Here is a 12,712-nt window from a genome sequence, read left to right on the forward strand (position 1 = left end):
ATTATTTCCCCCTTACAATTGTTCCGATATTTTCGCCTGTTACGGCACGTTTGATGTTTCCTTCTTCCGTAATGGAGAAGACGATTAATGGAATATCATTATCCATGCATAGAGAAGAAGCAGTCGAATCCATTACAGCTAGTCCATCTTTTAAGACATCAATGTATGTTAATGTTTCATACTTTACTGCGTCTGGAACTAATTTCGGATCAGCACTGTATACACCATCAACATTATTTTTCGCCATTAGAATTACATCTGCTTCAATTTCAGCCGCACGTAACGCAGCTGTAGTATCAGTAGAGAAGTAAGGATTGCCTGTGCCTGCTGCAAAAATTACAACGCGTTTCTTCTCAAGGTGACGAACCGCTTTTCTTCTTATGTATGGTTCAGCAACTTGTCTCATTTCGATAGACGTTTGAACGCGAGTTTGTACTCCAATGTTCTCTAGGCTATCTTGAAGTGCTAGTGAGTTCATAACAGTTGCAAGCATGCCCATGTAATCTGCAGCTGCACGGTCCATTCCCATTTCACTACCAATTTTCCCACGCCAAATGTTTCCACCACCAACGACTACTGCTACTTCAACGCCTAAGTCATAAACGTCTTTCACTTGCTCTGCAACCGACTTAATGATAGAAGGATTAATACCAAATCCATCTTCTCCTGCTAATGCTTCGCCACTTAATTTTAATACAATACGATTATATTTTGCTTGACTCATGCCTAACCTCCATCGTCAACGGTGAGATCCATTTTTTTGAAAAAGGGAACACAGAGTGTTCCCCATTTAATCACATTCTTACTTTTTAACTTGGCTCATTACTTCTTCAGCAAAGTTGTCTTGACGCTTCTCAATACCTTCTCCTACTTCAAAGCGTACAAAGCTCTCTACTGTTGCGCCTTTGCTCTCAACAAATTGACGAACTTTTTGATCAGGATTTTTAACAAATGTTTGATCTAATAAGCAGATATCTTCGAAGAATTTGCTTAAGCGACCTTCAACCATTTTTGCAACGATTTTTTCTGGCTTACCTTCGTTTAGTGCTTGTTGTGTTAATACTTCGCGCTCACGCTCAGTTTCTTCAGCAGAAACTTCGTCACGAGATACATATTTAGGGTTGATAGCAGCGATGTGCATTGCAACATCTTTTGCAGCTTGCTCATCAGTTGTACCAGATAATACTGTTAATACACCAATGCGTCCACCCATGTGTAAGTAAGCACCAAATGCATCAGCATCTGTTTTGCTTACTACAGCGAAACGACGTAGAGAAAGTTTTTCACCAATTGTAGCGATTGCTGAATTGATATGCTCTTCTACAGTAGCTCCACTTTCCATTTTTTGAGCAACAGCTTCTTCAACGTTAGCTGGTTTGTTAGCTAAGATATGTGCAGCAAGTTCTTTTGTTAACTTCTGGAATCCTTCGTTTTTCGCAACGAAATCTGTTTCAGAGTTTACTTCAAGAATAACAGCTTCGTTACCTTGTGCTTCAATGTAAGTTAAACCTTCAGCAGCGATACGATCAGATTTCTTAGCAGCTTTAGCAATACCTTTTTCACGTAAGAAATCGATTGCTTTTTCCATGTCACCGCCAGTTTCAGTTAATGCTTTTTTACAATCCATCATCCCAGCGCCAGTTTTTTCACGTAATTCTTTTACCATTTGAGCTGTAATTGCCATAATAAATAGCCTCCTTATTTGGGTATGTACTCTATATCAATTAATTAAATCTTTTCAAAAAAAGGTGATAAAAGGCTATTCCCTCTTATCACCTTTCGTGGAATTAAGCAGTAGTTGTTTCAGTTTCAACTGCTGTTTCTTCACCTTGTTTTGCTTCTAAGATTGCATCAGCAATTTTAGAAGTTAAAAGTTTCACAGCACGAATTGCATCATCGTTTGCAGGGATTACATAATCAATTTCGTCTGGATCACAGTTTGTATCTACGATACCAACGATTGGGATGTGTAATTTTTTAGCTTCTGCTACTGCGATACGCTCTTTACGAGGATCAATGATGAATAATGCATCAGGAAGTTGTTTCATATCTTTGATACCGCCTAAGAATTTCTCAAGACGCTCTAACTCTTTTTTAAGTTGAACTACTTCTTTCTTAGGTAGTACTTCAAAAGTACCGTCTTCTTGCATTCTTTCGATGTCTTTTAAACGCTTAATACGTTTTTGGATTGTAGAGAAGTTTGTTAATGTACCACCTAACCAACGTTGGTTAACGAAGTACATACCAGCGCGAGCTGCTTCTTCTTTAACAGAATCTTGAGCTTGCTTTTTAGTACCTACGAATAACATAGTACCGCCATCAGCAGCTAATTCTTTAACGAAGCGGTAAGCTTCTTCTACTTTCTTAACTGTTTTTTGAAGATCGATAATGTAGATGCCGTTACGCTCAGTGAAGATATATTTCTTCATTTTTGGGTTCCAACGGCGAGTTTGGTGACCGAAATGTACACCAGCTTCTAGTAATTGTTTCATTGAAATTACTGACATGTGTTTTTCCTCCTAATGGTTTTGATTATCCTCCGCCCATTTCATCTTTAGCCAAAACTACAAAGTGTAGCACCAATGACTAAATCAACGAGCGTGTGTATTAACACCAAAAACAAATATAGCACACTCACTTTTCACAAGCAAGCCTAAAATGCAGTTTATTGTTGAAATTTCAACAATAACTCAATTTCAGTTTTCCCTCTATATAGATTTTTCGCAATTTCTTCAATTGTTAAACCTTTTTTTTGTAGAGAAAACGCAATTTTTTGCACTTCATTCCTTGATAATTTACTACCTTCTTCTTTTGTCAGCACGTGTTCACTTCTTTCAATCCTGTCTGTCATCTCTTGTTGAAGGAGCGCTGCAAAAGTCAATTCTGGTTCGCTTTTTAAATCTATTTTTGGATACGAGATATCTAACTTTTCTTCCTTTAACTCCTCAAAATCCGGTTTTATTATCGACACATCTGGCTGTTCAACTTCTATTCGCTTCATTTTTTGCTGAATCTTTAATAGAAACGCATCGTTTTGAGCATCCACTTCAGCTAAATAAGTTGCCATTGTGCTATCCATTTCTTCTATTATTTTACGCTGTTTTTTTTCTAAAACCTTTATCGAATATAGTTGCTGACGAAGACGCCAAAAAGCCAGAAACGTTACAGCGTGTAAAATAAAGCTAATCATTAACAAGGTATACATTGTAAAATCCCTCTAACCTACATCATTTTATTTAACGTATTTCTTAGTTTAAAAAGAGCTTTTGAGTGTATTTGTGAAATACGTGATGTGGATAAACCCAAAATGTGTCCAATCTCAGTAAAAGTCAATTCTTCTTTATAAAACAATGAAATAACAAGCTGTTCTTTTTCGTTAAGCTGTTCAATTATCTGTACCAATTCCGCAAAGTATTCTTCTTTTAAAAGATGGTCTTCAGGAGTAATCATTCGTTCATCACGAATTGCATACGATTGATGATCACCTTCATCATGCTCTTTTATTGGTTCCTCAATTGATAACACATTAGCAAAAAAACCTTCATTCATTACATGAACGACTTCTTCTTCTGTCATCTTTATTTCACTAGCAATTTCTTGAACAGTAACATTTCGCAAATATCGTTGTTCCAGTTTTTCTATCGTATGCTCCACCCTTTTAGCTTTTTCACGCGCGCTTCTAGATAGCCAATCCTCTTTTCGTAATCCATCTAAAATAGCACCTCTGATTCGGAATGATGCATACGTATCAAATTTCAAATCACGTTCATGGTCAAATTTTTCAAGTGCATCATACAAACCTATTAAGCCAAGGCTTTTCAACTCTTCTTTATGTACATTTCGAGGTAAACCCACTCCAATTCGTTGCACATGGTAATTAACAAGGGGCATATATTGCTTCACTAGCAAATTACCAGCCTCTTCATCTCTTTGTTTCGACCATTTTTCCCACCGTTTCTTTTCATCCATTACATTTACACTTGTCATGACGGCTTCTCCCCCTTCTTTCGTACAATAAATAGCTATCCTTTTAGCTTACCGGCTAGATTTCAACCACACCTTTATTTACCGTTCGAACCATTAACTGTGAAGTTGTGGGGTTGAATTCAATTGTTCTGCCGTTTGTTCCTCCCACATCTTTTGATATTAACGTAATATGATGTTCCTTTAACTCTTGCTCCACGGCTATAATATTCCGAGCACCAATCTTCATAAAGTCATTACTTGAAGTGAATTGAAACATCTGTGCACCACCTGCTATTTTGGCACATAAGCGTCTTTTATTGGCACCTAGATGTACGAGCATTTCAATTAAATCAATAATAGCTGTATCTGCATACTTAGCACGGTTAAATGAGCCTTTCACATGCCGAGAATTCGGCAGCATAATATGAGCCAGACCGGCCACCTTTAAGATGTCATCATACAATACAACCCCTACGCACGAGCCTAAGCCTGCTGTTCGAATTAAATCCGGTTCTTGCACAACATTCATATCTGAAATGCCAACTTTTACAATATGCTTACTCATGCAATGGTACCCCTAATGCTTGAAACAACGGTTGAATGGAACGGTTGTCCGGAATAAGAAGAAAACTCCCTTTCATAACGGAAGAGTGCGCTTGTTCTTGTAACGTTGTTTCAATTATTAAAACCGATTCCATCTGATATCCTTTTTCCAGTAACCCACTTGTCACCGTAGCACCAAGCATATCTATACAAACAGCTGGTAACGAAGGGTAAAGGTGAAGAGTTGTTAAGTCTGCAAGCGCAGTTAAATAGGCGCCACATAGAATATTTCCTATTTCACATAGCGCAGACCTCACTAATTCTGATTGAAGGAATTTTAAGCTTTCAATTTCTATGGAGGATTCATCTAATAAACAGCCTAGTAACGTCTTAGTATCATCTACTGATAATAGAAAGAATAGGCTTCCTTGGATATCTCCTTTAATCTGTAATAAAAGTTGTACTACTACTCGCTCAGGTCCTCCAATTTCTTCAACCGCTTCATTTATGCCCGCAATCTTTACGCTTGGAAGTCGCATCTCAATTCTTTTTCTCACCAAATGAGAAAGAGCAGTCGCTGAATTAGCTGCTCCAATATTAGCTATTTCTTTTAAAACATCTAAATGAATTGCGCCAAACTTCAGATTATCTAAGCTGGTTTTATTCTTGGTCATCCAATCCTAAAACCTTTCCTAAGTTCACTAATACTATTAAACGTTCCTCTACTTTTACAACACCGCTTATATAATCCGCTTCAACACCTTCAATAACTTCCGGTGTCGGTTCAATATGGTCACTGTAAATATCCAACACATCGTTTGCTGCGTCGACAATTAAGCCAACTTCAATATCATTTATCATTACGATAATAATTCTTGTATGATCTGTATAAGTTTGCTCTTGCAAGCCGAACCTCTTTCTCAAATCTAGAATTGGTATTACTACTCCACGTAAGTTTATAACGCCACGCACATACTTTTCAGTTCGAGGCACTCGCGTGATATGTTGCATTTTCTCAATTGATTTAACCTGATCTACTACAATTCCATACTCTTCATTCCCCAGCTGAAATACAATGAATTTCGTTTCCATTCCGCTCTCCTCCACTACGACTTAAAACGTTATTTTGCCAAACATTATTATTTAATTAAAGCATTACAATCAATAATTAATGCTACTTGCCCATCGCCTAAAATCGTTGCTCCTGAAATGGCAAACGGAGAAGTTAAATAGTTGCCTAATGATTTTAAAACGATTTCTTGCTGACCTATAAATGAGTCCACAATTAAACCTGCTGTCTTATCACCTTTTCGTACAATTACAACAGGGTAAACGTCTTTCTGTTCAAAAGCTTCCGGTACGTTAAACAGATTTTTGAGATTTAATAGTGGTATGATTTTCCCTCGGAAATCAATAACTTCTTGTCCGTGGGCTTTCATAACATCCTTTTTATTCACAAGTGCTGTCTCAATGATAGATGATAGTGGAAGTGCATAGCGTTCATCTTGCATATTAACAAGCAGTGCTGAAATAATTGATAATGTTAAAGGTAGTTGAATAGAAAAAGTAGATCCATAGCCTGGAATCGAATCAATTGTCACTGTTCCACCTAAGGATTCAATTGTATTTTTAACAACATCAAGCCCTACACCTCGCCCTGAAACATCAGAAATTTGTTCAGCTGTGGAAAAACCAGATGCAAACATAAGATCATACACTTGTTGATCCGTTAAACCTTGAGCATCCCTTTCTGAGACAATTCCTTTTTTCAAAGCTTTTTCTAAAATTTTATCGCGGTCAATCCCTGCACCATCATCCTCAAGGTCAATGAACACATGATTACCGCTATGATATGCTTTCAGTCGAACTGTACCTTCCCTCTTTTTTCCGTTCTGTTCGCGTACGTCCGGCATTTCAATTCCATGATCTAGCGCATTACGAAGCAAGTGGACAAGTGGGTCACCAATTTCATCAATAACTGTACGATCAAGCTCTGTTTCAGCCCCAATAATTTTTAGATGGATTTCTTTCCCTAAATCTTTTGCTAGTTGACGAACCATACGCGGAAAGCGATTAAAAACAGTTTCAACTGGAACCATACGCATGTTTAAAATAATAGACTGCAAATCTCCAGAAATACGTGACATCCGCTCAACAGTTTCTTCTAGTTCTTGATTATTTAAGTCTTTTGAAATCTGTTCAAGACGCCCTCTATCAATGACTAGCTCTTCAAATAAGTTCATTAAGCTATCCAGTCGGTCGATGTTGACTCGTATTGTTTTATTAATAGACACAGCTTTCGCTGGTGCTGTTTCTTTACCAGTATGGTCATCGACACGTTCTACATTAGCCTCTTGAGCGCGTGAGGTTTGGTTTTCACTACCAGTTGCTATATCTTCTTTTGGATCCACAGTATTAATCTGTACAAGCTCTACTTCAGAGATTTGCATCAACTGCTCTTTTAACGAGCTTGCCTCTTGTTTTGATACCAATACAACCGTAAATTGTTGATCAAACTGTTCTTGTTCGATATCTTGAACGATTGGGTTTGACTTCACGACTTCACCAGCTTGCTCAAATACGTCAAATACCATATATGCTCTCGCTGCTTTTAATAAGCAACGCTCATCTAATATAACGGTTATCTCATATACAAAAAATTCTTGATCTAACGCTTGTTTTAAAAGGCCTATTTCGCATTCATCATATACAATGCTAGGCGGTACCACTTTACTTTCTACCGCTACCGCCACTTCTAGTTCTCCGCTTTCTAAAGCTTGGAGTTTCGTTACAATCTCTTGCACATCATATCCTCCATCACCACCTGTGGCGATTGACTCTACCATAACTTCTAAAGCATCTACTGATTCAAACACCAAGTCCACAACGCTTGTATTTACGCTTAGCTGTTGGTTACGAATTGCATCTAGTACATTCTCCATTTTATGAGTAAGATTCGCCAAATCCTCAAATCCCATTGTTGCTGACATGCCTTTTAACGTATGAGCTGAACGGAAAATTTCATTTACAAAACTAAGATTATTAACATCCTTTTCAAATTCTAATAGCTGTTGATTAATATTTTGTAAGTGTTCCTTACTTTCTTCAATAAACACTTCTAAATACTGACTCATATCCATTGAATGCTCCCCCTATTTCTGCACGTGATGTAAAATACGATTTGCTACATCATGTAATGGCTGTATTTCATCTACTAACCTTGTGGCAATGATAGACTTTGGCATCCCATAAATAATAGCTGTTTCTTCCGACTCAGCAATCGCTATGGTTTGACCTTTGCTTTTCATATAAATAACGCCTTCCGTTCCATCCGCTCCCATCCCGGTTAATACAACCGCAACTTTTTCATAGTTAGAACAATCTGCAAGCGACTGAAACAAAGTATCAACTGATGGTCGGTGTCCTTTTACTGGTAGCGATTGATCTAAAACCGCTATTAGTCCTTCTTTAGATTCTTTTACGGTTAGGTGATAATCTCCGGGTGCAATATATGCACACCCTGGCTCTAACTTTTCACCATCTTTTGCTTCTTTCACCGAAATAGTAGCTAACCTATCTAATCTAGCTGCTAGTGAACTCGTAAAACCTGCTGGCATATGTTGAACAATTAAAACAGGGACTGAAATCGTTGCAGGAAGCATCGTTAGAACTTCTTGTAATGCTCTTGGCCCTCCGGTTGATGTACCGATGCAAACCACTTTCTTTAACGACTGGTGCTCTCCCTTCGCTATTGGTAATTTTATAGACTTGTTTTTATTTGACTCTTTTAAATTGAAAGGAAGGTTTGCTTTGCTCGCAATATAGAGTTTTGCTAATAGTTCATCTTTTACTTTATCGATATCTAATGAAATAGCACCTGAAGGTTTGGCAACAAAATCAACTGCTCCATACTCCATCGCTAAAAAGGTATTATTTGCTCCTTCAAACGTTGTACTGGACAACATTACAACAGGAGTTGGCTTGATTTTCATTAATTCTCTTAACATCTCTAATCCGTTCATCACAGGCATCTCTACGTCAAGCGTCATAACGTGTGGATTTAATAACACTGCTTTCTTTAATGCTTCCTCGCCGTTTCGGGCTGTCCCCACTACGGTAAACCTACCGTCTTCCTCTAGTAAATTAGTAATAACCTTTCTCATAAAAGCTGAATCGTCAACGATTAATACTTTAATTTTATTCAACTAGCAACCCTACCTTTCGAGAAATAACTTCTTGAGCCTGGCTACAAATCCAATGCCGTAATTTCTGGTACTAGACGACGTTGCATATTGATTTACAATATCTTTAATTCCTTGGCTCGCATTGCCTTTAGGATAATGTAAAACGAATGGCACTTGACTGTTTACCGAATGAGAAACACAGCGATCTTCTGCTATTATTCCTAACAATTCAATTGAGCATTTTAAAAACTGTTTAGCCGCTTGATTAAAACGTTCATACGTACTTACACCTTCTTTGATAGAGAGTGATTTATTTACTACCATCTTAAAAGAGGCATTTACACCATATAGATGTAAGAACTTTAGCGCAGCATAGCCATCGGTAATGGATGTTGGTTCAGGTGTCGTAATGAGCACCATGTCATCCATTGTCTTTAAAAAGGTAATGACCCCTTCTGTCATTCCTGCTCCCATATCGAAAATTAAGTAATCATAGTCTTGAGCAACAGAATTAAATTGATTAATTAAATATTGTAAGTCCTGTCGCTTCCACTCAAATAAAGAAGTAATTCCAGATCCGCCAGCAATGTAGGCTAGGCCTTGTGTTCCCTGTTTGATAACACGCTGAATGGGCCATTTATTCTCTAACATATCCACGATGGTGTAACTCGAAGCAATTCCCATCAATACGTCGATATTGCCCATTCCAATATCCATATCAAACAGCAGTACCCGGTGCCCTTTCTCCTGTAAAGCCAATGAAAAGTTTAGGGAAAAATTAGACTTTCCAACGCCTCCTTTTCCACTAATAACCGCTAACGTCTTAGCCTCCGTCCTTTCATTAGAGACATGTTTGACAGCTGCCACTCTTTTTCTTAAAGCCGCTGCTTGATCATTCATATTTCCAATCTCCAAACAGATAATCCACTATTTTTTTAGTAGTATATTTCTCTAAATCGTCAGGAACATCTTGTCCAATTGTTATAAAAGCAGCTGGTAGCTGACACTCCGTTAGCAAATTAATAATTGGACCAAATGTTGTGGTCTCATCTAGCTTTGTCAAAATAATTGAATCGATTGGTATACTACTAAACTGCTTGTAAACCTCACGTAAATCAGCCATTTTTGCCGTCGCTGTTAGTACTAAAAAGGTCTCCATGTATTCATTAAATGACAGCATATTGTGGAGGTCATGAATGTACTGGCTGTCTAAAAAGTTTCGACCTGCTGTATCAATGAACACAATATCGTATTCATTAAATCTCTGAAGAGCTTGTTGAAAATCTTCACTGTTATAGCAAACTTCAACTGGGACATTTAGAATGGATGCATATGTTTTTAATTGATCGATAGCTGAAATACGATATGTATCAGTTGTAATGAATGCAACTCTTTGATTTTGTTCTAAAATACATGACGCAGCTAATTTTGCTAGCGTTGTTGTCTTACCAACACCGGTAGGACCAACAACGTTGATATATTTTTTTTGAAACACTTTTGAACATTCTGAATGGGATAGGTACTCTTCAAACCAGTTTTTCAGCCACTCAACAAGCTGCTTATCGCCTAGCGAAGGTGTTGTATAATATAACTCCATGACTTTATCTCTTACTTCTTTTAATAAACGCTCTTCAATCTCTTGATGCTGCAAAAATGAAATAGCTTTTTGAACAAGCAACGGATATTCAACACTAGTATTTCTTGATGGTTGCATCGTTGTAATCAGCTGTTTTAATTCATTAACCTGCTTCATTAACTCTTCATTTGTATGATTTTTAACATATTTTTTAGGCTTTTTGACTTGGTCATCTACCCCTGCAATAACTTCTAACTTTTTTTTAGTAAACGCACCCAGAAATCCACCAACTTTAACAGAACGAGACTTTAAAATTACGGCTTCTGGACCAAGCTCTGCTCGAATAACTTTCATTGCTTCTGGCATTGAAGATGCCACATACTTTTTTACCTTCATGATAAATCAACCACTCCAACGCTCTGAACTTCAATACTGGCTTCTAGTTCGTTATATGATAAAATCGCAACTTGCGGTATATACCGTTCTGTTAACTGGCGGACATACATCCGTACGGCTGGTGAGCAAAGAACAATCGGTGTTTGATCTTGAAACCCTGCTCCATCAACTTGAGCAACGATATGCTCCACAATATTTTGGGAAACGTATGGATCCAATGATAAATAATTTCCATGTTCTGTTTGCTGAACTCCTTCAGCTAGTACTTTTTCAACTTTTCCCGATAGCGTAATGACGCGAAGCAGCTGCTCTCCAGCAGCATACTGGGTCGTGATTTGCCTACATAATCCTTGACGAACATATTCTGTTAATAAGTCCGTGTCAGATGTCATCTTTCCATAATCAGCTAGTACTTCAAAGATAACTGGCAAATTTCGAATCGATACCTGCTCTTTTAATAATTTGGCCAATACTCGTTGAATTTCTCCTACTGAGAGTGGAGATGGGGTAACCTCTTCAATTAAAATTGGATACGACTCTTTTACATGATCAATTAATTGTTTTGTTTCTTGACGACCTATTAACTCGTGAGCATACGCTTTAATTACTTCTGTAATATGTGTTGATACCACTGAAGGCGGATCTACTACCGTATACCCAAACATCTCTGCTTGCTCTTTCGTTGCTTCATTAATCCACTTGGCTGGCATTTGAAAGGCGGGCTCAATTGTATCAATGCCTTCTATCATATCGTCACCCATTCCAGGACTAATTGCTAGGTAATGATCGAGCAACAAATCGCCTCTTGCCATTTCATTCCCTTTAATTTTTAGACGATATTCGTTTGGCTGTAATTGAATATTATCGCGAATCCTTACAACAGGAATTACTAAGCCAAGCTCTAAAGCGAGCTGGCGGCGAATCATAACGATACGGTCTAACAAGTCCCCTCCTTGATTTGTATCTGCTAAAGGGATAAGACCATAACCAAATTCAAATTCAATAGGATCTACGCTCAGTAAATTCACAACACTCTCAGGACTTTTCATATCATCAGCTGGCATTTCTTCTTCTGATACGGCTTCTTCGTTTAAAAGAAGTTTTGTTTTTTTAGGGGATAAGTAATAACCTCCTGCTGCTAGTAAAAGTGCTAATGGTAGTGTTAATAAATCATTGATTGGCGTAATGAGACCAAGAACAGCAATTGTTGCTCCAGTAACATATAACATTGCAGGAAACGCAAATAGCTGTCCGGTGATATCTTGACTTAAATTCCCCGTAGAAGCAGCTCTTGTTACAATAATACCTGTAGCAGTCGAAATCATTAATGCTGGAATCTGACTGACTAACCCATCGCCAACTGTTAATAAAGTGAACGTCTGGGATGCCTCTCCAATGCTCATACCCATCTGCATCATTCCAATAATGATTCCAAATAAGATATTAATGAGTGTAATAACAATACCAGCAATTGCATCTCCCTTTACAAACTTGCTGGCTCCATCCATTGATCCGTAAAAATCGGCTTCACGCTGAATTTTTTCACGCCTTTGAATGGCTTCTTTTTCGGAAATCATTCCCGCATTTAAATCAGCATCAATGCTCATTTGTTTCCCAGGCATTGCATCAAGAGTAAAGCGTGCAGCTACCTCTGAGACACGCTCAGCTCCTTTTGTGATAACTAAGAACTGAATGATAATTAAAATAACAAAAACAACGAACCCTACAAGTGGATTCCCACCAATAACAAAGTTACCGAATGTTTCTACCACACCACCTGCATTACCTTCACCTAAAATAGCTCTTGTGGTCGATACATTTAACCCGAGACGGAAAAGTGTCAGTACAAGCAGTAACGATGGAAACACAGATAGCTCAAGCGGCTCTTTCATGTTCATTGATACAAGCAAAACAAGCAGTGCAAGAGATATATTTACCATAATTAACACACTGAGCAACCAAGATGGGAGCGGGATAACAAGCATAACAATAATGAGTACAACACCTATAACAACTGGTAACTCTCTTGCAGACATGAATCATTTCT

General features: G+C 37.9%; 13 protein-coding genes. All 13 read right to left on the minus strand.

Annotated elements, in window-relative coordinates:
* Window position 1: 1 nt before the first annotated feature.
* Window positions 2-724, minus strand: coding sequence for a UMP kinase (pyrH, locus tag EPL02_RS15465; RefSeq protein WP_094912562.1), 723 nt, complete (start codon window positions 722-724; stop codon window positions 2-4).
* A 78-nt stretch (window positions 725-802) separates the two neighbouring features.
* Window positions 803-1,684 carry a translation elongation factor Ts gene (gene tsf, locus EPL02_RS15470; protein ID WP_094912563.1) on the minus strand — a complete coding sequence of 294 codons (882 nt, stop codon included), beginning with the start codon at window positions 1,682-1,684 and terminating at the stop codon, window positions 803-805.
* 103 nt (window positions 1,685-1,787) lie between these two features.
* The gene (gene rpsB / locus EPL02_RS15475; protein ID WP_025908960.1) at window positions 1,788-2,507 is read right to left on the minus strand and encodes a 30S ribosomal protein S2; all 720 of its coding nucleotides are present in this window, start codon (window positions 2,505-2,507) and stop codon (window positions 1,788-1,790) included.
* Between the two features lie 158 nt (window positions 2,508-2,665).
* Window positions 2,666-3,205, minus strand: coding sequence for a hypothetical protein (locus EPL02_RS15480; RefSeq protein WP_131888189.1), 540 nt, complete (start codon window positions 3,203-3,205; stop codon window positions 2,666-2,668).
* A 17-nt stretch (window positions 3,206-3,222) separates the two neighbouring features.
* Window positions 3,223-3,987 (minus strand): FliA/WhiG family RNA polymerase sigma factor, encoded by a 765-nt coding sequence (locus EPL02_RS15485; protein WP_094912565.1) that lies wholly within the window; start codon window positions 3,985-3,987, stop codon window positions 3,223-3,225.
* 55 nt (window positions 3,988-4,042) lie between these two features.
* Complete coding sequence (locus tag EPL02_RS15490; protein ID WP_094912566.1) at window positions 4,043-4,531, minus strand: chemotaxis protein CheD; 489 nt, start codon at window positions 4,529-4,531, stop codon at window positions 4,043-4,045.
* Window positions 4,524-5,183, minus strand: a complete 660-nt coding sequence (locus EPL02_RS15495; RefSeq protein ID WP_131888190.1) for a chemotaxis protein CheC — start codon at window positions 5,181-5,183, stop codon at window positions 4,524-4,526. Before EPL02_RS15495 ends, EPL02_RS15490 begins: the two co-directional genes overlap by 8 nt.
* Entirely contained in the window at window positions 5,170-5,601 is a 432-nt protein-coding gene (locus tag EPL02_RS15500) for a chemotaxis protein CheW (RefSeq protein ID WP_094912568.1), read from the minus strand. Before EPL02_RS15500 ends, EPL02_RS15495 begins: the two co-directional genes overlap by 14 nt.
* A 47-nt stretch (window positions 5,602-5,648) precedes the next feature.
* Complete coding sequence (locus tag EPL02_RS15505; protein WP_131888191.1) at window positions 5,649-7,649, minus strand: chemotaxis protein CheA; 2,001 nt, start codon at window positions 7,647-7,649, stop codon at window positions 5,649-5,651.
* Window positions 7,650-7,661: 12 nt separating this feature from the next.
* Window positions 7,662-8,714: a protein-glutamate methylesterase/protein-glutamine glutaminase gene (locus tag EPL02_RS15510; protein ID WP_131888192.1), complete on the minus strand. Its 1,053-nt coding sequence runs from the start codon at window positions 8,712-8,714 to the stop codon at window positions 7,662-7,664.
* A 9-nt stretch (window positions 8,715-8,723) separates the two neighbouring features.
* On the minus strand, window positions 8,724-9,593 hold the full coding sequence (locus tag EPL02_RS15515) for a MinD/ParA family protein (protein WP_131888193.1): 870 nt from the start codon (window positions 9,591-9,593) through the stop codon (window positions 8,724-8,726).
* On the minus strand, window positions 9,586-10,665 hold the full coding sequence (flhF, locus tag EPL02_RS15520) for a flagellar biosynthesis GTPase FlhF (protein WP_131888194.1): 1,080 nt from the start codon (window positions 10,663-10,665) through the stop codon (window positions 9,586-9,588). The genes EPL02_RS15515 and flhF overlap by 8 nt, the downstream gene beginning before the upstream one ends.
* On the minus strand, window positions 10,662-12,701 hold the full coding sequence (gene flhA, locus EPL02_RS15525; protein ID WP_131888195.1) for a flagellar biosynthesis protein FlhA: 2,040 nt from the start codon (window positions 12,699-12,701) through the stop codon (window positions 10,662-10,664). Before flhA ends, flhF begins: the two co-directional genes overlap by 4 nt.
* Window positions 12,702-12,712 lie beyond the last annotated feature (11 nt).

The sequence above is a fragment of the Bacillus sp. CBEL-1 genome (assembly GCF_004348885.1).
GTDB classification, from domain to species: Bacteria; Bacillota; Bacilli; order Bacillales; family Bacillaceae_H; genus Priestia; species Priestia aryabhattai_A.